Below are 21,760 nucleotides of genomic sequence, written 5' to 3' on the forward strand. Positions count from 1 at the left end.
AGACTAAAATTTGGCTCCTCTGACTGGACTCGAACCAGTGACATACGGATTAACAGTCCGCCGTTCTACCGACTGAACTACAGAGGAATCGTGTGAACGGGGCGCATATTAATGGCAGTGCATGGTGATGTCAAAGGGTGAAATGCATTTTTTTGTTTGTTTGCTGCCAATTTCGACAAAATGGTGAGCTTTCAATCTTTTTGGTAATGAACCATCGTGGTGCATACCTTTATGTCTTGGGGCAGAGAACGCGAGTTCTAATAAAAAGATCGAGTGACAAAACTATCATAATCTCTTATTTGACAGTTGGTTAGCTTGTACATCAACGCCAAAATAAAACTGGCAAGCATCTTGCAATCTGGTTGTAAGTAATGGCGGCACTTGGGCCGATTCTTAAAAACCGGAGGCAACATGAACTTCAGACGCCTGAAATACTTCGTAAAAATTGTAGATATTGGTAGCCTGACCCAGGCTGCTGAAGTATTGCATATCGCACAACCAGCGCTCAGTCAGCAGGTTGCCACACTGGAAGGTGAGTTAAATCAACAACTTTTGATTCGCACAAAACGGGGTGTTACGCCAACTGACGCCGGAAAAATTCTCTATACCCATGCGCGGGCCATTTTACGTCAGTGTGAGCAGGCCCAACTGGCGGTGCATAACGTTGGTCAGGCATTATCGGGGCAAGTCTCGATTGGCTTTGCGCCAGGAACCGCTGCGTCATCCATCACCATGCCCTTATTACAGGCGGTTCGCGCTGAATTCCCGGAGGTCGTTATTTATCTTCATGAAAATAGCGGTGCAGTACTTAACGAAAAACTGATAAATCACCAACTCGATATGGCGGTGATTTATGAGCATTCCCCTGTGGCTGGTGTATCCAGTCAGGCTTTACTGAAAGAAGATCTTTTTCTGGTAGGAACTCAAGATTGCCCGGGGCAAAGCGTTGATGTTAATGCTATTGCGCAAATGAACCTTTTTCTCCCAAGTGATTACAGTGCTATTAGACTTCGTGTTGATGAGGCTTTTTCCCTACGGCGACTCACGGCAAAAGTCATTGGTGAAATTGAGTCTATTGCCACGCTTACCGCAGCGATTGCCAGCGGCATGGGCGTTGCAGTATTACCCGAATCGGCCGCGCGTTCGTTATGTGGCGCAGTAAATGGTTGGATGTCACGCATTACCACTCCTTCCATGAGTCTCTCTTTGTCATTAAATTTACCCGCCAGAGCGAACTTATCACCACAGGCGCAAGCAGTGAAAGAGTTGTTAATGTCAGTGATGAATTCTCCAGTGATGGAAAAAAGGCAGTGGCAATTGGTGAGCTAAGCGTTATATCGGGATGGAATAAGATGCGGGTTTTTATTATTTGTTATGCCGGGCATTAGACTTTAACAATAACGGGATATCTGAACTGCCCGGAGTTTACCGTGAATTTCCAACAACTAAAGATAATCCGCGAGGCTGCACGTCAGGATTACAACCTGACAGAGGTTGCGAATATGCTTTTTACCTCACAGTCAGGCGTTAGCCGTCATATTCGGGAACTGGAGGATGAACTTGGCATCGAAATATTTGTTCGACGAGGTAAGCGACTGCTGGGCATGACTGAACCGGGCAAAGCATTACTGGTCATTGCAGAACGTATTCTGAATGAAGCCAGTAATGTTCGTCGGCTTGCAGACCTGTTTACCAACGATACGTCTGGCGTTCTCACTATTGCAACGACGCATACTCAGGCACGTTATAGCTTGCCTGAGGTCATTAAAGCTTTTCGCGAACTTTTCCCGGAGGTTCGGCTGGAGCTAATCCAGGGTACACCACAGGAAATTGCGACGTTGTTGCAAAATGGCGAAGCTGATATTGGTATCGCCAGCGAGCGTTTGAGTAATGACCCGCAGCTCGTCGCCTTCCCGTGGTTTCGTTGGCACCATAGTTTGCTTGTTCCACTCGATCATCCCTTGACGCAAATTACACCGTTGACGCTGGAATCAATAGCGAAGTGGCCGTTAATTACTTACCGACAGGGGATTACGGGGCGCTCACGTATTGATGACGCATTTGCCCGCAAAGGTTTGCTGGCAGATATTGTATTAAGTGCGCAGGATTCTGATGTCATTAAAACCTATGTTGCTCTTGGGCTGGGGATCGGATTAGTTGCCGAACAATCCAGTGGTGAACAAGAGGAAAAGAATTTAATCCGTCTGGATACGAGGCATCTTTTCGATGCTAATACTGTCTGGTTGGGACTGAAGCGAGGGCAACTTCAACGTAACTATGTCTGGCGCTTTCTGGAACTTTGTAATGCAGGACTGTCAGTTGAGGATATCAAGCGCCAGGTGATGGAAAACAGTGAAGAGGAAATTGATTATCAGATATAGCGAAAAGCCCGCTATAAAAGCGGGTTTTTCAGAAATTGGGCTCCTCTGACTGGGATCGCCGTAGCCATTAACTGGCTGATTGGTAAGCTAAAACAAAAAATCGAGATTGTCAAGACCACCAGAATGACCACCAATTTTTCTACTGCATCCGACCGCTACGTGAGGTGATTCCTGATAATTAGGAGAAGAAAAACCACCAGCAATTGAGATGCTGGTGGTTTTTTCTTTGTTGAAGTGTATTTATGACATCTTGTTAAAGATTAGCATTAATCAAGAAACTCCTCAGGGAAATCTATTATGTATGATTCAGGATCTTCAGTACTTTGGCTGTAGGATTTTATTAATCCATTTGTTATGAAACTCTTAAGTATTTTTTCATTAGACGAGCTTATTTTTATCGATGCCAATTTTTTATCTAATAAGATAGTTAACTCAGAAGAATTAATCAGTTTTAGAAACTTCTTGATTTGTATTTTATTCATGTTAGTTATCTGCTTTACAAATAATTCTACATTATCATCATGGATAAAATGAGCATCCTTTATTAAGACCTCTAACAAGTTAATCGATAATTTATCAGCATGATCTTTTACCTCATTGACGTGACCACTTAAAATGATTAGAATTGTCGATTGAAGTGCTACTAATGTGCCATAATTTTCTATGAGATAAGGGATGTCATTTATATCTAATTTATTTGTGAGGATGTGTTTCTTAAAGAGAGTTGAGTATTTATTATTTTGAATAGAGATTGGAGTATCTACTATCATTGATAGCTTTTCTTTTTGTGAATCATCAATATCTAATTCTAAGACGTTCAAAATTTCATTTGTGTCACTAACAGCAGATTCACCTGTCTGTAGTTTAATATAGTCGATTATATTTTTATTTATATAATGCATAAGGTTATTAGGATATGTAGTTCTTAGAAACTCTAGATTCAGAATGGACATTCGAATTATATTAGTGTCGATAAGTACTTTTATCTTCGCATCCTGCAAACCGGATATATCAAATGATTCATAGCAATAGTCTAATGAAGATAATATCTCGAAGTATTTGTTATCGCTAATTTGTTCACAAATGATGACCTTGTCGAAAAATCTCTCTTTGATATCGTCTGTAAACCCACTATAATAGTCTAGTGTAATAGATTTTTCGCTATCTATAAATTTAATTATTGTTTCATCTAATTCACTATGCTGAGAAAAATAAAAAATAATATTCTCAGCAGTATACTCTATTTTTCGTTGGTCTAATAAGTAAGACCACATATTTGATTCATCTATTTTACTTAAGTCACTCAATCTATTATTGAGTTTTGCTATGTATGATTTTTTTATTTCCTCATCAATTCCTGATTTATTAATAATTACAACAACTGCATTTTCAGCATCAGCTATACTATTCTCACAATTTTCGAGAACTATAGCTATATATTTTTCGATATTTTTATCTATCTTTTTATAAAGATATGTTGATGCATTGCTTAGTAATATGGTGAAGTTTTGGTGTTTGATTTTATCTTCGTCTGCACATTTGTATTCATAGCAAATAAGCTCTTTTAAATTATGATAATTAAGTTCATAAAGTGACTCTTTATATACGGCTGAAAATAAAGATGCTTCTGAGTTGTTATATGATAAATTCTTAAATAAAATATCTAAACATTTAAACTTATCTATTAGCATTTGAATTTGAGGCTGTTCTATATTTAGATATGTTTTATGTTCAGATATATACTGTGATAGACAGCCATTATGGTTGACTTTTAATAAAGTGTCTTGATTTGAAAAATAAAGACTGTCCAGGGAATATGATTTTATTTGTTGTTGTGTATATAATTTTTCATTCAACATCAATTGAAAAAAATCACTCCACTGCTGATTTAATAAAGGGATTAACCTTGAAATATTACGTTCAGTGTCCATGTACTCTTTAATAAATCGGAGATTTTTATCTTTTTTCAGTTGAGATATAAATGTCTTAAGTTGTGTTGTATGTTGAGTCAATGAATCCAAGAGGTGATCCAACAAATCAAAATTTAACGTTTCTTGCTGGCTATAATCATAAAGTTGTAATCGACTTGCTATTAATGAGGGGTTATTCAAAGCATAAGAAAAATCTTTCCCTTTTTTATCGGAAATACTTCTTAAAAAAGCTTTGTCACTCCGGTTTAAACTGTTTTCATAGAAATATGTTATATAGTCATTATATGTTTCATCAATATATCCGTTTCTAATAAGATATTTCAGTAAATCAAAATACTCACTCCAGGGAAAGATTACGAAAGCCCGCTCCCCGCAAGGACTGACGCGAGATAGTTTCTGTCCATGGCAGCTTTTCGCATCTTACGTCTTAACCCTGCCTTGAATACCTTATCATTCGTTAAAATATTAATAGCGATGTGCCGTATCCCTGAAAATAATTCTGCGGCGTTTCCTCTTCTTATTTTGCAGTCGTCTTCATTCATTACCACGTCCAGACGCCAGTGCAGCTTATTCTCCACGTGCCAGTGGTTTCGGATTGCTGTGGCGAACTTCTCTGCGGTTAAATCAGCAGAACTGATATAATATCTGACCGTCATTTCTGGCTCTTTCTTTTGTTCTGCTATTATTGACCGAAAGGAGACTGCCACGCATAATTTCTTCAGACCTTTCCATTCAAACGTGAAATCAATAAGTTCATCAGGGACATCGCAAACAATGTGAAGACGGATTTCTTCTCTGCCGTGACTCTTTTCACTCATTGCGTAACTGTCATGCTCTGGATTATTTAATTCTTTCAGCGGAAATTTTTCCTCGAAGGCTTTATTTAGCCGCCCCTGGTTTCCTTTTACAGCGAATAAATAATCACCTCCCTGTTTTGTATCTTCTCTGCAATATCTTTCTGGCAACCCATCGCATCAGTTGTGATGATTTTTCCTTTAATATCCAGCATGTTAAGAAGTTCTGGGATAGCTGTAATCTCATTGGATTTCTCATCCGTCTTGATCTGTCCGATGACCAGACTGTGCATTGTTGAGAACGCACTAATGACATGAATCGCTCCCTTGCGGCGACTCTTGTCATAATAATGCCAGAGTGTTTTTCCATCAATTACGATGACGTCTTTATCATCTGAAGAATGGCAGTCACGCATCCAGTTAATAAAGCACTCGTGAAATTTTGCAGGACTGATACAGGATACAACTCTGGCAATGGTATCGTGAACAGGAATACCATTTTCAAAATCACCGTATTGTTTTAAAAAATCGAGATGTGTTTCCCCAAAATCCTCTATATCTTCCCAACCTTCTGCACCCGAAATAACGGCACAAATAGTCAGCAGTAGAATATCAGACAATTTATGTTCCACTTTCCAGACTTGTCTGTAATCGGGAATAATAGAAATATGTTCCATCAATTTTTTAAGTTCCATTTTGTTCTCCTTAATTATGTAAGGAGTATTTGATCATGTATAAGCAATAAAAAACAGCTTCAGACAATGAGGAATATCTCAATTTTTAAACATAAAATGCGAATTATTTAGTACAAAAAGAGTTCTTCTGATGATCTTTCTCTGATGCATTGACTCACTTAAAAAATACACTATAATAATTTAAAGATCTCAAGGAGTGATAATAAATGAAACTGGAAAAAGTAAGGCGTAAAATTATTACTAACGGTTTTAAATATAACGAGTTATTCAGTCTTAGGCATAATTTTAAAAATATTAAAAAACTCTTCATCCAAATTTAACTAAAGATTTGACACTAATAGATGTGATATATGACTCTGCAAAAGACGCTTTGTCGCTATGGTTTCCGGCAGTGGCATTTTTTGCTTTCATTCTCGGAATCCTCTTGGAAAGAGGGGCCGCTTTTTTCTTTATGTCTGCTGTGTTTTCAATATTTAGTGTCATGATTTTATGCTCAGATGCAAAAAACAATAATGTAAAGATCATCACTCAGTTAAAGCTGATAAAACTTGGTATACGAATTTTATTTTAGCGCAATGAGGCTGTGTTATATAATTGAATTAACCGGCTAATAATTATACTTTTTTAAAAGTACGTAATGTGAAATATTATTTAAATTTATATTTCTCATCATAAAATTCCAGTTTGGCTTTATAAGCGCTATACCCTAAATTCCAAATCTTCATATTTGTATTCATTTTTGACCATTTAGATGCATAATCCCAGCTTACATTATTAAAAAGCCTACCAGTCCCTGGCCTTTTTCTTCCCACACCTATAACTAACCTATTTTCATTCGGAAACAATTTTCTTGCATTAAAAGTATTATATAAGGACAATGAAAATTCAACAAAACTATACCCTAAATCAGAATCATCTTCACTTATTCCAAACTCATCAGCAATTCCCCGAATAACACGTCTAAGAGGCCCTGCATTCGCTTCTTCAAAAATCAAAGGAGAGACTGACTCCCATATATTATCAACGCCATAAGAAGCAAAAACAATTGCTATCCCACGTAATCTTCTAAGGTGTAATGTTTTACCCAATTGATAATACCCATAGGCAGTGAAAAGTTCTATTCCTCCTGTAGCAACCCCTCCAAATATTTTTACATATTTTAACACGCCTTGTTCTTCAAACATATCAGTTACCATATAAGTAACATGATCTTTCATTCTTAATATATCATATTCTTTTTTTTCCAACTCAACTTCTTCTTTAAGTTCAAAAACTATTTCCCTTTGCTTGAATGGGTTTCGCTCGTTATTGAATCTAAAATTATAATTATTTATGCTTATTTCAACTTCATTAAGATAGAAATTCTTAATAAAATCATCTTCCATAAGAAATGTCGCGGCAAGATTTGAAATGCGTCGTAACTCTACAATATATTTGTTTAAATCATAACGCAAATTAACTAACGCAGAAACGAAAGCCATATGTAGTACCTTATCAAAAAAATAAAATTAAAGTCTATACTGGGATGAGGACATGAATTAAATTTGTGTTAAAATCTTCACTATTATGTCAGCCCGAAATCAGGGCAAGAGCATGAATTAAATTTATGTTAAATTTTCCATTTCGTTAGCCCAAAACCCCAGGGCAAGATTACGAAAGCCCGCTCCCCGCAAGGACTGACGCGAGATAGTTTCTGTCCATGGCTGCTTTTCGCATCTTACGTCTTAACCCTGCCTTGAATACCTTATCATTCGTCAAAATATTAATAGCAATGTGCCGTATCCCTGAAAATAATTCTGCTGCGTTTCCTCTTCTTATTTTGCAGTCGTCTTCATTCATTACCACGTCCAGACGCCAGTGCAGCTTATTCTCCACGTGCCAGTGGTTTCGGATTGCTGTGGCGAACTTCTCTGCGGTTAAATCAGCAGAACTGATATAATATCTGACCGTCATTTCTGGCTCTTTCTTTTGTTCTGCTATTATTGACCGAAAGGAGACTGCCACGCATAATTTCTTCAGTCCTTTCCATTCAAACGTGAAATCAATAAGTTCATCAGGGACATCGCAAACAATATGAAGACGGATTTCTTCTCTGCCGTGACTCTTTTCACTAATGGCGTAACTGTCATGCTCTGGATTATTTAATTCTTTCAGTGGAAATTTTTCCTCAAAGGCTTTATTAAGCAGCCCCTGATTTCCTTTTACAGCGAATAAATAATCACCGCCCTGTTTTTGTATCTTCTCTGCAATATCTTTCTGGCAACCCATCGCATCAGTTGTGATGATTTTTCCTTTAATATCCAGCATGTTAAGAAGTTCAGGGATAGCTGTAATTTCATTGGATTTCTCATCCGTCCTGATCTGTCCGATGACCAGACTGTGCATTGTTGAGAACGCACTAATGACATGAATCGCACCCTTGCGGCGACTCTTGTCATAAGAATGCCGGAGTGTTTTTCCATCAATTGCAATGACGTCTTTATCATCTGAAGAATGGCAGTCACGCATCCAGTTAATAAAGCACTCGTGAAATTTTGCAGGACTGATACAGGATACAACTCTGGCAATGGTATCGTGAACAGGAATACCATTATCAAAATCACCATATTGCTTCAAAAAATCGAGATGTGTTTCCCCAAAATCCTCTATATCTTCCCAGCCTTCTGCACCCGAAATAACGGCACAAATAGTCAACAGTAGAATATCCGATAATTTATGTTCCACTTTCCAGGCTTGTCTGTAATCGGGGATAATAGAAATATGTTCCATCAATTTTTTAAGTTCCATTTTGTTCTCCTTAATTATGTAAGGAGTATTTGATCATGTATAAGCAATAAAAAAAAGCTTTAGGTAATGAGGAATATCTCAATTTTTAAACATAAAATGCGAATTATTTAGTACAAAAAAGCAGCGTTACGTGATCTTTCCCTGTTCCCTGGGGCGTCATGGCTCCAGCGCCAGGTGGCTCCGCCCGGCATAATCCGCGCCAGTAAATCCCCCTGTGCGCAGTAGCTGAACTGCTGTTTCCGGCCCTGCGGGTCGGTCAGGCAGACCATGCTGCCCTTATCGTCGTAATCCCACTGCCATACCTGGTCGCCCGGCAGGGTCAGGCGGGTTAACTGTCCGGCGTCGTTGTAGTCATAGTACAGACTGTAACCACCCGGCAGGGCGACGTGCCAGATATCGCCCTCATCGTTGTATTCATACGCTGTTTTACGCCCCAGTGCATCGGTGCGTGACTGGAGTTGCGTGTTCTCCCATACCGTAATCTCTTCCCGACCGAGCGGGTCGGTGCTGCGGGTGAGCAGGCCGTCTTCGTTATACCAGATTACGGCGTGCCTACGGCATACGAATACGATGATCCTTCCCTGGAGATGCTACCGATTTAATATATTTGTTATATGTCCAATTATTTTAACCTCGGTGAACAGGAACTTTCGAATATGAAATTCCTTTAAATTTTTCTTTTTTCATTTTTTTTACTAATGAATCAGATAACATAAGATAAGATGAATATTCTGCGCATCGTGCAATGCAAAAATCTTCCGGAGGCTCTTCAATAAAAAAAACCTGTTCAAACCCCATGATCGCTGTTGTTCCGGGAATATACTGGCAATGAGAGTGCTGCATATCAATTAACGGTAGTTTTGTGAGTGTATTCAAAAGATAAAAACCATCTTTGAGTCCATTGTTCGTGTGAAGGTCTATTTTATGAAACTCAACATTACCTTTGGCATGTGTTTCCAGGAAGTCCTTTAGTCGTTCATTAACTACGGGGATCAATGAACTATTTGGCAAGCAATCATATTTATTTATCATTTCATCGGGCATCGCGTAGATAATGACTGGATTGATATTCTCAACTCTTTCAATTGGTGTGCTATGAGAAAAAAGTAAGTAATCAAAAGATTCATATTGATATTCTCCAATATACTTATTGGCATATTGTTCTGGGATTGTCCATCTATACATATATTTTCTCTGTTAAGTTAGTAAAACAGACCATGCACGTCTGTTTTTATTTAAAGCTCTATGGCCAGATTTCAAGAGGGCTCTTTCTTTAGCAACTATTTCGTCAAGTGCGTCACTGTATTGTTTTTGCGTCCACCCATGTTTTCTCCCGTGTTCTAACACTTTGTCCATTTCATTTGCCAGGTTTTCACTTACCTTTTTTTGATGCCTCCCTTTATGAATGGATCGAGTTGCATGAAGTTCACATTTTGTAGGTAAGAAAATCTTGTTTTTCATTTTCTGTAGGTCGTATGCCGCGGCCTTCAACAATGGATGGTTTTTGGTTAAGCTGTTTTTATCGCTGATAATATGATGTTCTTGGAATCCTTTTTGTTTGAGGAGTCGAGCGCGTTTACTGTCTAGCCCCCAAGGGTCAATCAATTCCAGCGAGTTACGAACATATCCATAAGGATTTATCCCCCCAAGTAATCCTATGGGATCTGAAGAGATATACTGCCCCGTCTCGCAATCATAGTACCGGAACCGGTTATAGTACAGTCCCGATTCTGTGTCCTCATACTGCCCCGGAAAACGTAACCGACAGGTGGGTGCATCGCCCTTATTGATGCCTTCCTCACGTCCCCATAGCTGCTGCTTGCCTTTCCAGACAATCAGGCCGTCTTCGGTCAGCAGTTCCTGTACTCGTCCAACCGTGTCCGTCACCGCATAATTCAGTTGCCCCTTCTCATAACGCGCAAACGGCGTGAAATCTCCCGGCTCGTATATCCAGCGGATGGCGTTTTCGTCTTCCGGTTTACCGTTAACGCCAACCGGAATTTCCTCCGTTAGCTGGTCGCCGTTCCAGTGAAAATCCATGCCGGGTTTGTCGCGGTTGGTGCAGCGTTTGCTGATGCGCCTGCCAAACGGGTCGTATTTATATTCCCAGCGTTCGCCATCCGGGGTTTCCAGTCCGGTTAGCTGGCTTCTTGCATCCCATCTGTAGCGCCATTCGAGAGGGCGGTAGCCACCTTTATCGACCAGCTTCTGTACCAGCCTGCCGTTAACATCGTATTTCCAGGTGATGTTATGGGCATTCACCACCCGGACAAATTTCCCTTCTTCCGGTTTTCCTGTCTGCGGATTGATGCGGTGCGTTGAGTGCCGCCAGCCTTCATGCTCACTGGATATCACCCGGCCATGCTGCTGTTGCTGGTGCGTTTCGCTTTCCAGGACGTTATTCACACGGGTCTGGCGGCGGGTGATGTTCAGGTTTTTATCGTAAGTGAACAGCTCCTCGCACAGCGGAAACTGGCTGGAATCACCCGTCCAGGTGGCGTGGCTTATCTGGTCGTTTGCCGTGATGGTGTTGAACATGGAGCCGCGCAGCGAGTCGGCGATTGCGGTCAGGTTATACGCTTTGTCGTAAAGCCATTCCCGCTCCAGGCTTTTATTTCGCTCATGCGGCCCGGCCTGGTGGTCCCCGGCATTCTGCTTCGCTGGCATCCCTGTGCGCGTGTAAGCCAGCGTCTGGTAAAATCCGGCCCCGCTGCGTCGGGAGGTTTCCATGCCGCGCAGGTCATGCTCAAATGTCAGCGGGGCATGGTCCGCTATCTGCCAGGTGGTCAGACAGCCCTACTAGGCTGCAGGTAAATTTAATGAGTAATTGGTTATATCATGCAAATTGTCGAGTGATTTTCGCGCAAAAACAGATGACAAAAATATAGCGATAAAATATTGTATAAAAACATATTTTTCATGCTCTCACTCTAACTGGGTGACTGTCGCTGCGTCAGTATTTGGCTCTCCATGACTCATTACTAGCACTAACATCGTCATTTATATATGCATTTAAATAAGACTCTAGATTTTTATATCTCGATTCACCATTGCAGTCATATACCCATATCTCAGGTTCAATTTCACTATCTAACCAAAGCAGATATATTCGTTCATAGGTAGACTCACTTCCAGCAAAAAGTGATAATCTATTATTTTTGAAAAGCGAAGAAGCATCATTGTCCCAATTATTACGAGCAGCTATCTGATTCTCCTTAATTCGCCACAATCGGTCATTTATTACCAAATCATCACGCCAAATTTCCATCATCTCTTCTATTGAAAGCCAATCCCCATGTGTTGCATTCTTCCAACTAGAGAACATACCAAATCTAACCTTTAGCATAGGGCTAAGATTTCTATAGTAATCTTTTTTTAGCGTGGGTACTTTATCATGGCTGTGTAAAGTGACAGGTAATTCCGTTATATTTATTTTTAAATCAACCAAAATATCGTTAATCAATTCTTTTAATTTTTTCATAGTATAATGTCCACTATTCTTACCGATGTATAAGTTGTACCAACAGGCACTGCTTGAGTTAACCCACCAATATAAGAATTTACTTTTGGACTTAACGGCATAAACGGACCATCAATTTTTCCACCCCATCCAACATCTGGAATATGCCCCGCCACTTCACCATTAGCATATAAACTTGGGTTAAGTTTTCTCTCAGCAGCGGCGGCTTCACTTGCTGCTTTTCTGACTTCTTTACAAACAGAACGTCTGGCCATTGAACCACCATTCGCCACTATCTGCTCGTTCCATCTTTTTACAAACTCAGCCAATTCTCTGGATGCTGCAGTATCAGGAGCAGCCCCATTTACTCCAAATTTATCCACAATATGCAAAACATTATCTATAACTTTAGCGTTAGCTAAACCTAATGGGTCAATATAATTTAATGGACTATGAACATAGCCATATGGTTTTATTCCCCCTCTCAGCCCAATCGGATCTGAAGAGATATACTGCCCCGTCCCGCAATCATAGTACCGGAACCGGTTATAGTACAGTCCCGATTCTGTGTCCTCATACTGCCCCGGAAAACGTAACCGACAGGTGGGTGCATCGCCCTTATTGATGCCTTCCTCACGTCCCCATAGCTGCTGCTTGCCTTTCCAGACAATCAGGCCGTCTTCGGTCAGCAGTTCCTGTACTCGTCCAACCGTGTCCGTCACCGCATAATTCAGTTGCCCCTTCTCATAACGCGCAAACGGCGTGAAATCTCCCGGCTCGTATATCCAGCGGATGGCGTTTTCGTCTTCCGGTTTGCCATCCACACCAACCGGAATTTCCTCCGTCAACTGGTCGCCGTTCCAGTGAAAATCCATACCGGGTTTATCGTGGCTGGTACAGCGTTTGCTGATGCGCCTGCCGAACGGGTCGTATTTATACTCCCAGCGTTCACCATCCGGTGTTTCCAGCCCGGTCAACTGGCTGCGTGAATCCCATTTGTAACGCCACTGGAGAGGGCGATAGCCACCTTTATCGACCAGCTTCTCCACCAGACGACCGTTAATATCGTACTTCCAGGTGATACCGTGCGCGTTGACCACCCGGACAAATTTCCCTTCCTCCGGCTTGCCAGTGTCCGGGTTAATCCGGTGCGTTGAGTGTCGCCATTCTTTGTGTCCACGCGACGCCACCCGGCCATGCTGTTGCTGCTGATGTGTCTCGCTCTCCAGTACCTCGTTCACCCAGGTCTGGCGGCGGTGATATTCAGGTTTTTGTCGTAGAGGAAGCGTTCCTCACTCATCGGCATATTACTGCTGCCCGTCCAGGTGGCATGGCTTATCTGGTCGTTCGCTGTCACGCTGTTGACCATCGTCCCGCGCAGCGTGTCCGATATCATCGTCAGGTTATACGCATGGTCGTACAGCCACTGGCGTTGCAGGTCTTTATTCTTCGCCTCCGGCTCTGCCTGGCTTCCCGAACGCTGCGTTGTCAGCATTCCTGTCTGCGTGTAGCCCTGCGTCTGGTAAAATCCGGCCTCGCTTTGTCTGGATGTTTCCTGGCCGCGCAGGTCATATTCAAATGCCAGCGGCGCATGGTCGGCTATCTGCCACGATGTCAGCTCACCCATCAACCCGCGGGTGAAACGTTCCGTAATGCCTGCGGTGGTGCGCCGGGTGACATAATCCTGTTCTGCGTCGTGGCCATATTCCGTCCGTCTGCCGTTGAGGGTTTCGTTTGTTATTATTACCGAGTCATCATCATAGTAGTATACAACTAATTATTTTTTAAAATGATTGAGTTATATTCAGGAGCGATTTCACTAATGTTTTTTTCTAAATGTAATCCTTCATCTTTCCACCAGTACTCATAATAATGATCGGGTTTTTTATATTCATAAATAGCAATGAGCCCCAAGAGAGCACACGGGCTATTGGCTACAAAATCCCAACCATCTTTTTCGGCATAATATCTTTCTTGTTTTTTTTCATGCCACAATCGATATCCTTTACAAATCAAAATATTAAAAACAGTGTTGTGTACATTCGAGTACTCAGATAGTGCAGGCATTATTCCACTCCTTCCTATTTTATATAACATGACGAATAATTGCATCAAAGGGAATTTCACCTTTGAAGAGAACTTCTAGTGCTCTTTCGGCATCTCTCCTGTTAGTTAAAGAGCCGCTACGACGAACCGCTTGCATAACATTCTTGTGATCAATAAATGATATACCACTGTCGATAATTTTTTGAACATCAATTTCTATATACCCATTGCCCGAATCAAATATTTTAGCTGCACACTTGGTAAGCGATGCAGAAATATGTCCTGTATTTTTTCCATCAACATGTTCAACTATTGAACCAAACTCACCTTTAGGTAATAAACTTTGACCATTCTCATATCGAATACGATCGTCTGCACTCAGATATCTGAAAACTGTATTCTGAGCGTTCTTTTTGGCTAGCCCAAAAGGGTCTGCCCACCCTAATGGATTATGCACATACCCATATGGATTAATCCCTCCGTCCAATCCTGACGGATCAGCACACAGATATTGTCCTGTCTCGCAATCATAGTACCGGAACCGGTTATAGTACAACCCTGATTCCACATCCTCGTACTGCCCCGGAAAACGTAACCGGCATGTGGGCGCATCTTTCTTATTTCTGCCTTCCTCACGGCCCCATAGCTGCTGCTTGCCTTTCCAGACTATCAGGCCGTTTTCTGTCAGCAGTTCCTGTACGCGGCCAACCGTGTTCGTCACTGCATAATGCAGTTGCCCCTTCTCATAACGCGCAATCGGTGTAAAACTTCCCGGCTCATATATCCAGCGGATGCTGTTTTCAGTATCAGGACTACTGTCAGCGCCGACCGGAATTTCCTCCGTCAACTGGTCGCCATTCCAGTGAAAATCCATACCGGGTTTGTCGCGGTTGGTGCAGCGCTTGCTGATGCGCCTGCCGAAGGGGTCGTATTTGTATTCCCAGCGTTCACCATCCGGGGTTTCCAGCCCGGTTAGCTGGCTGCGCGCGTCCCATCTGTAGCGCCATTCCAGCGGTCGGTAACCGCCTTTATCGACCAGCTTCTGTATCAGCCTGCCGTTAACATCGTATTTCCAGGTGACGTTATGGGCGTTCACCACCCGGACAAATTTCCCTTCTTCCGGTTTTCCTGTCTGCGGATTGATGCGGTGCGTTGAGTGCCGCCAGCCTTCATGCTCACTTGATATCACCCGTCCATGCCGGTTCTGCTGGTGCGTTTCGCTTTCCAGTATGTCATTCACCCGGGTCTGGCGGCGGGTGATGTTCAGGTTTTTGTCGTAAGTGAACAGTTCCTCACACAGCGGAAACTGACTGGAATCACCCGTCCAGGTGGCGTGGCTTATCTGGTCGTTCGCCGTGATGGTGTTGAACATGGAGCCGCGCAGCGAGTCGGCGATTGCGGTCAGATTATACGCTTTGTCATACAGCCACTGGCGCTTCAGGCTTTTATTCCGCTCATCCGAGCCGGCCCGGTGGTCCCCGGCATTCTGCTTCGTTGGCATTCCTGTGCGGGTGTAAGCCAGCGTCTGGTAAAACCCGGCCTCGCTGCGTCGGGACGTTTCCATGCCGCGCAGGTCATGTTCAAATGTCAGCGGGGCATGGTCGGCTATCTGCCAGGTGGTCAGATAGCCCATCAGGTTGCGGGTGAAGTGCTCTGTGATGCCTGCGGTGGTGCGCTGTGAAACTGTGTCGAGATTATTGTCGTAACTGTATTCTGTACGCCTGCCGTTGATTGTCTCGGCCACAACCCTGCTGGCACTGTCATATTCATACGTAACGATGGCATCATCGTTTTTCGCCTCCACCAGGCGGCACAGCGTGTCATAGAGGAAGGTGGTGGCGCTCAGGGTACGGTTGCTGTCGCCCTGGGTGACTTCCTCGTCCGTTACCTGGTCGGTCACGTTGTAGCGGCGGTTCAGGTGAGTGCCGTCCGGGAAGGTGGTGCGGGTACAGCGGCCTGCCGCATCGTAGCTGTAGGTCAGTGTGCGCCCGGTGAAGTCGGTTTCCGCGATAAGCTGCCCGGCTTTATCATATTCCAGACGGTAGTGCTCACCTTCCGCGTTGGTGATTTCGGTCAGGCGGGTCAGCTTGTCGTAGCGGCACTCCAGCCGTTCACCATCCGGGCGGATAACTGCCGTTAACAGGTCAAATGCACCATATTCGTAGCGGGTGGTTTTGCCTTCGCCATCGGTGAAGCTCTCCGGCAGCTTTTCACTGTTCTGGCGCATCAGTTCCCGCACGCCATCCGGGCGGTTAATTTCTTCCACGCTGCCCAGCGGCCCAGCGTGGGTTTTGCTGTGGCGGAACTGCGTGGTGAAGCCCAGCGGGTCTTTCACACTCAGCAGGCGGCCCAGCATATCCTGTTCAGTCTGCGTGACGCCGCCGTCCGGCGCAGTGGTCTCGCGCACCTGGTGCAGGGCGTCATGGCTCCAGCGCCAGGTGGCTCCGCCCGGCATAATCCGCGCCAGTAAATCACCCTGTTGGCTGTAGCTGAACTGCTGTTTCCGGCCCTGCGGGTCGGTCAGGCAGACCATGCTGCCCTTATCGTCGTAGTCCCACAGCCATACCTGGTCGCCCGGCAGGGTCAGGCGGGTTAACTGCCCGGCGTCGTTGTAGTCGTAATAGAGGCTGTAGCCGCCCGGCAGGGCAACATGCCAGATATCGCCCTCATCGTTATATTCATACGCTGTTTTACGCCCCAGCGCGTCGGTGCGCGACTGAAGTTGCGTGTTTTCCCATACTGTAATCTCTTCACGGCCCAGCGGGTCGGTGCTGTGGGTGACCAGGCCGTCTTCGTTATACCAGTAACGGGTTTCGCCGCCTTCTGCATCCACGTAGGTGGTACAGTGCTCTTCATCGTTATAGATAAAACGGTCGTCGTAATAGCCTTCGGTTGACAGGGTGCTGATGGCGCGCCCCTGCGGGTCGTAACGGATATCCACGCAGGTTTTATCCGTATCCCGCCAGCGGGTCATAAACCCTTCAGTCGTGTATTCATGCCACAGATGAGAAAACTGGAAAGTATCGCACTCTGCCAGATAACCATTATCATCGTACTGACAGGTGACAAGGCGCTGACGCCGCGGTGTTGCCAGGTCAATGCTCATTAGTTGCTGCTGTAGCCAGGCAAGCGCGAGCGTGTAGCCGTCGCTGTGGCGGATTTCTGTCAGCAGGCCGTCCGTGCGGATAAAATCAATCCGGTTGCCGTAATTGTCATGAAGGGCAGACAGCAAATAAGTACCTGTGCCTGCCTGAGAAAAAATCTGTGTCTGCTGTGTGCGGCGGTCGGACAACGACAGTTCTCCGCTCATGTCGCCCGTCAGCCGGTAGTGTGCCTGGCGGGAGTTCGCTGCACCCTCAAAAATGCCGTCCTGCGGAATGGGGTAGTACAGTTCCACCCCTTCACCGTCAGTGAAGTGCAGGTTGCCGTCAGTGTGTACCTTCAGGGATACGGACCATTCATCGGTCCATTTGGGACCAAAGATGCCGCCATGTTGTGCCTGAGAACGGTAAAACCGGGAAAGCGTGAGAGGAAGTGAGCCGGGAAGGGAAAGAACGCTGAAGTGCTGGAGAAAGTCGCCGGTTCCGGCGTCCACGGGTTCGCCGGGTTTGGTACAATCACTGCTTTCCGCACCCTTACCTTTGCCTTTGTTATTTTTCGCTTTCCCCTTAACGATACCCCCTTTCTTTTTAGCTGCCGCTTTCTTCTGGGCTTTTCTCAGCGCACGGGAGCGCATTGCCGCCTCCTTCTCCAGCTTTTTCTTTGCGGCTCGTTCGGCGGCTTCTTTAGCCGCCTTTGCTGCTTTTCGTCCTTTAACTGCCATCCTGCCAGCCGCTGCCGCATCACCTATCCCCGGAAGTGAGGCCGCCACAGACATAAACGCGTCAGCATAATTACCACGCGCCAGGCTGATACCCGCATTCAGCATATCGGCAAAAAAACCAAAGCCCGGTGCAAACCCGGCAATATCCAGTCCTGTCTGCACCCAGTCCAGCCAGCTGCTCTTTTCTTCCTCTTCTTCCGTCTCCGGTTCATCCGGCGGGTCCGCTTCTTCCGCAGGCACGCCTGCCGGTGGCGGCTGGCCCACGATTAGGCCGATGGTGTTACGGCTGTTCATCCAGAACTCATCGTGGTGACGCAGTATCGGCTTGCCGCCAAAAAATACTGTCTCGCTGTGGTCCAGCGGCTCGCAGACATCACCCACTGTACCGCTGCTGACACCTTTTGCCGCACCTGCGGCATCGCCCTTTGTCTGAGGGATGGTGCTCTGGTTTAGGACCACTGCCGGGCAGCCGTTCAGCTTCACCGACTGCACCACCATCACTGCTTCAGCCATATTGGCTGTGACAGGGTAGGGGACAGGCGGTGTGGAATCTCCGCGTGGTGTTTTACAGACATCCGGTTTGGTGCTGATGACTTTCCATTGTCCGTGCTTACGGGCTGTAAAGTTGTCGGCCATCCTTAGGCGCTCCTTGTTCTGTAGCGGGCTTCCAGTACCCGCACCGGTGGTGTGCTGTTGGGCAGCAGAAAGCGCCAGGTCAGCGCCACGGTCAGGGTGTCAGTATTGATTTCCACCGTATCCAGCAACATGGGTAATGGCATTCGATGCCCGCTCATGGCGCGCAACAGAAGGCGTCCTTCATGTGCGGGCAGGGTGAACCGGATATCGCCCTCCGGGCGAAAACCCGTCAGTACAAATCCCAGTCCTGGCAGAGGAAAAGGGATGCGCTGGTCATCCGGGGCGCAGTTCCAGTAGTTAAAATCAAAATCATCCGGCAGGTCGGGGTGTTGTGTTTCCAGCCACTCCTGGTCATAGGTGCCAGCAAGAGATAACCGTGGCAGCCAGGCGCGCCCGATACAGCCAAAACCGGCTGGCTGAAATTCGGGGGCAAACCAGTCTGCTTTCCCTTCGAGACAGTCTGTGAACTGTTTGAGTGTGAATGGGCTGTCCACGGCGATGATGCGGGGCGCTTCAACCTGCTGAACCTGACAGGCCCGCAGATACCACTGCTGCATATAGCCTAATCCGAGTGGATTGACCGGACAGGCCATATGCGCCAGTGGTGGATTCTCCTGGTTTGGGTGTTCCCGACGCTGGTCTTCGGTCAGGCGATATTCTTCGGGGACGCGGCTGGCATATTCGCTGCCTGCCTCCACGCGGCATTCGCCGCCGAAAGCGTAACGGTAGTCAAGCGGCAGGGAGGTGAAGGGTTCCGGTTCAGTTTCATACCACTGGCGGATTAACGGCTGGTACCTGTAGAAACGCTGGCCTGTTATCCGCAGTTTTTTGTCTGTCAGCACCTCACCTGTCGATGAGAGCATAAGAACGCCTGCCGTCATTTCTGGCACGGCAGCGCCTCCCGGCGTATAAGCTGTTCCGTTGATGATGATGTCACAGGCGGGTTTCAGAGGAGCAAGGTCACTTTCACGCAGTACCGGAGAGGTGTTCATCTCCCCGGCATACTCATCCTCCACACAGAGCGGCAATGGCGGGTTTTCCATCAGTTGTGCCTGCCACTGACCATTCTCGTCCTGCTTCAGCCGGAAGCCGGTTTTCATGGCGACCACACAATGACGCTCGTTGTGTTTGTCGTCCATTGCATATTGCATTACTGAAAACGGCGTAAGATTACGAAATTCCATTTTTCACGCCTCAGTTGATAAATACGTCTTTACCGTTGATATGCACAAGGCCACCAGCAGTAAAATCAAACTCTGAGCCGGAGATTGTTACCTTGCCACCTTTTTCCATTTTCAGGGAGCAGGAGCCACAGATAAGCTCAATCGACTCGCCGGAAATAATCTTCGTTTCTTTGGTGACATCAAGCGTATAGTTTTCTTTTACTGTTACCTTTTGCGACTTCATGACAGTTTCATCATCGCCGCCAGTGATAGTGACCTTCTGGTCTCCACCCACATTTTTTTCACGCTTTTCTGTGACATTCAGCGTCTGGTTGTTCTGAACCGTGACTGTCTGGTCGTGGGCAACCGTCACTTTCTGGTCGTGTCCGCCTTCTTTTTTACTGCCCACATTGACCGTCTGACCAACAACTACTGTGACCGTCTGGTTATTCTTCACTGTTTCGGTATGGTCGTGATCCACTGTTGTCGTCCGGTCATGCAGTACCTCTGTCACCATGTCCTTCTGGGCGTGCATATAAAGCTGTTCGTTACTGGTCGCATCCTCAAAACGTAGTTCGTTAAAACCCTCACCTTTGTAGGTTTTTGAACGGATAGTCATCTGCGTTTTGGTGCCAGGCAGACCACCGGGAGAGCGGTTATCCTGGTGATAAGTACGTCCCATGATGATGGGCTGGTCGGGATCGCCGTTAAGAAAATCGACAATCACTTCCTGGTCTATACGCGGAATGGCAAGGTTGCCGAATCCGGCTCCAGCCCAGGCTTGTGACACTCGTACCCAACAGGAGTTATTCTCATCTTTGGTTTTGGTTCTGTCCCAGTGAAACTTCACCCGTACCCGGCCATGTTCATCGCAGAAAATTTCCTCGCCAGCCGGACCGGTGACAATGGCACTTTGTGGACCATCTACCTTTGGCTTCATCATTGGCTGTGGACGCCAGGTACGGTCTGCCGGGATAACAGTAAACTGGTTATGCATCGAGGTTCCGTAACCCTGGCTACCATGTAATGCCTGCGGCTGTTCGCCCGTTAGTGTGCTACCGATCACTTGCCATTCCCGGTTCAGGGTTTTCTGTGGATGGTTCTCCAGTTTGAAACGGGTTCCTGGCCATAGCCTCGGCGAATTGCTGCTACCGCTGCCTAATTCCGCATCATTACGCAACCCATCCATCTGATAACGGGTAAAATCCTGCCCGTGCTGTTCATCCTTGAAACGTCCTGGGTAGTCATAGATTTCATACTGTTCAAACTGGTTGTTCAGATTCTCGCCCTGTCGGATATATTTGCCTTCCCAGCCGGGGGTTTTAAAGGTGTAGTCTTTGCTCAGTATTGATGAAGGACGAACATTAGCTTCGTAATGAAACGCATTGATGCACTCCTTGTCGGCTTCAGTTCGGGTATTTGGGTTGAAGGTAATGGTTCCTATTGGCGACAAACCTGCTGCATCATCACATAATGTCAGTTTCTGATCCGGGCCGTTCGGGGCTAACTTATCATAAAAATAAATGCCTTCTTCTGCCCATAGCCGTGACAGAAATGCCAGGTCCGTTTCGCCATACTGTACGCAGAACTCGCGAGTAGGGTGCTCACTGTTTAAGGATGGCTCCCAGTCTGTTACACCATTCTCATCCAGTAAGGTGGCTGAAATAGTTGCAATATCTTGCTGTTGAAAAATACGGAAATTCTGGCGTAGGCCGCTACGCCACAGAGGTGGCTGGATACGAAGGCGGTACTGCATCTGCCAGTTATTGTTTTCTTTCATTCCGAAACTGGCAATTACACCCGATACATAACGCAGCGCCTTGGGGCCCTGCCAGATGATCAGCGTGGCTTTTTTTTCCAGCAAGCTATTTGCTTGAATACCAAACTCCTTGCTGGCGACATCTACATCCATAACAAATGGAAACGAGAAATTCTGCATCAGCCAGAAATTTACCACGGCGAAGGTGTCCGCATTTTGGCCGTCCACTTTCAGCGTAAAACGCAATCCTTTTAATGACATTTAGACCTCCCTGATGCTTACAGG

General features: G+C 45.5%; 14 protein-coding genes, 1 tRNA gene and 1 pseudogene. 2 read left to right on the forward strand and 14 right to left on the reverse strand.

Translation table 11 applies throughout. The features are described 5' to 3' along the window. Positions 1 to 11: 11 nt before the first annotated feature. Positions 12 to 87, reverse strand: a tRNA-Asn gene (locus ACJHYW_RS22785). Positions 88 to 411: 324 nt separating this feature from the next. Between ACJHYW_RS22785 and nac the strand changes: the two genes are divergently transcribed. Together nac and cbl are read left to right on the forward strand one after the other, a co-directional pair. Continuing rightward, positions 412 to 1,329 carry a nitrogen assimilation transcriptional regulator NAC gene (gene nac / locus ACJHYW_RS22790; RefSeq protein WP_061093028.1) on the forward strand — a complete coding sequence of 306 codons (918 nt, stop codon included), beginning with the start codon at positions 412 to 414 and terminating at the stop codon, positions 1,327 to 1,329. A gap of 101 nt (positions 1,330 to 1,430) precedes the next feature. Further along, positions 1,431 to 2,381: an HTH-type transcriptional regulator Cbl gene (cbl, locus tag ACJHYW_RS22795; RefSeq protein ID WP_001011018.1), complete on the forward strand. Its 951-nt coding sequence runs from the start codon at positions 1,431 to 1,433 to the stop codon at positions 2,379 to 2,381. A gap of 266 nt (positions 2,382 to 2,647) precedes the next feature. On the opposite strand, the gene ACJHYW_RS22800 is transcribed toward cbl, so the two are convergent. From ACJHYW_RS22800 to tssI, 13 genes and pseudogenes are all read right to left on the reverse strand, one after another. Then, positions 2,648 to 4,312, reverse strand: coding sequence for a hypothetical protein (locus tag ACJHYW_RS22800; RefSeq protein WP_223718429.1), 1,665 nt, complete (start codon positions 4,310 to 4,312; stop codon positions 2,648 to 2,650). Between the two features lie 353 nt (positions 4,313 to 4,665). Continuing rightward, positions 4,666 to 5,801, reverse strand: a pseudogene (locus ACJHYW_RS22805) (ISAs1 family transposase). A 647-nt stretch (positions 5,802 to 6,448) separates the two neighbouring features. Beyond that, entirely contained in the window at positions 6,449 to 7,282 is an 834-nt protein-coding gene (locus ACJHYW_RS22810; protein WP_226274223.1) for a DUF4225 domain-containing protein, read from the reverse strand. Positions 7,283 to 7,451: 169 nt separating this feature from the next. Next, a complete protein-coding gene (locus tag ACJHYW_RS22815) occupies positions 7,452 to 8,588 on the reverse strand; it encodes an ISAs1-like element ISEc1 family transposase (protein ID WP_061093030.1) in 1,137 nt (378 codons plus the stop codon). A 627-nt stretch (positions 8,589 to 9,215) separates the two neighbouring features. After that, on the reverse strand, positions 9,216 to 9,773 hold the full coding sequence (locus tag ACJHYW_RS22820; protein WP_061093031.1) for an imm11 family protein: 558 nt from the start codon (positions 9,771 to 9,773) through the stop codon (positions 9,216 to 9,218). A 12-nt stretch (positions 9,774 to 9,785) separates the two neighbouring features. Next, the gene (locus tag ACJHYW_RS22825; protein WP_061102077.1) at positions 9,786 to 11,318 is read right to left on the reverse strand and encodes an RHS repeat-associated core domain-containing protein; all 1,533 of its coding nucleotides are present in this window, start codon (positions 11,316 to 11,318) and stop codon (positions 9,786 to 9,788) included. Positions 11,319 to 11,541: 223 nt separating this feature from the next. Next, a complete protein-coding gene (locus tag ACJHYW_RS22830) occupies positions 11,542 to 12,069 on the reverse strand; it encodes a hypothetical protein (protein WP_061093078.1) in 528 nt (175 codons plus the stop codon). Continuing rightward, positions 12,066 to 13,148, reverse strand: a complete 1,083-nt coding sequence (locus ACJHYW_RS22835; protein ID WP_223718430.1) for an RHS repeat domain-containing protein — start codon at positions 13,146 to 13,148, stop codon at positions 12,066 to 12,068. The genes ACJHYW_RS22830 and ACJHYW_RS22835 overlap by 4 nt, the downstream gene beginning before the upstream one ends. 137 nt (positions 13,149 to 13,285) lie before the next feature. Then, a complete protein-coding gene (locus tag ACJHYW_RS22840) occupies positions 13,286 to 13,675 on the reverse strand; it encodes a hypothetical protein (protein ID WP_061093032.1) in 390 nt (129 codons plus the stop codon). A 146-nt stretch (positions 13,676 to 13,821) separates the two neighbouring features. Continuing rightward, positions 13,822 to 14,115, reverse strand: a complete 294-nt coding sequence (locus ACJHYW_RS22845) for a hypothetical protein (RefSeq protein WP_061093033.1) — start codon at positions 14,113 to 14,115, stop codon at positions 13,822 to 13,824. A 19-nt stretch (positions 14,116 to 14,134) separates the two neighbouring features. Next, positions 14,135 to 18,553 (reverse strand): PAAR-like domain-containing protein, encoded by a 4,419-nt coding sequence (locus ACJHYW_RS22850; protein WP_077249119.1) that lies wholly within the window; start codon positions 18,551 to 18,553, stop codon positions 14,135 to 14,137. Positions 18,554 to 18,555: 2 nt separating this feature from the next. Then, the gene (locus tag ACJHYW_RS22855) at positions 18,556 to 19,737 is read right to left on the reverse strand and encodes a DUF2169 domain-containing protein (RefSeq protein ID WP_061093034.1); all 1,182 of its coding nucleotides are present in this window, start codon (positions 19,735 to 19,737) and stop codon (positions 18,556 to 18,558) included. A gap of 10 nt (positions 19,738 to 19,747) precedes the next feature. Next, entirely contained in the window at positions 19,748 to 21,736 is a 1,989-nt protein-coding gene (gene tssI / locus ACJHYW_RS22860; RefSeq protein WP_061093035.1) for a type VI secretion system tip protein VgrG, read from the reverse strand. Positions 21,737 to 21,760 lie beyond the last annotated feature (24 nt).

The organism is Escherichia sp. WS3063 (assembly GCF_046486595.1).
GTDB lineage: Bacteria > Pseudomonadota > Gammaproteobacteria > Enterobacterales > Enterobacteriaceae > Escherichia > Escherichia coli.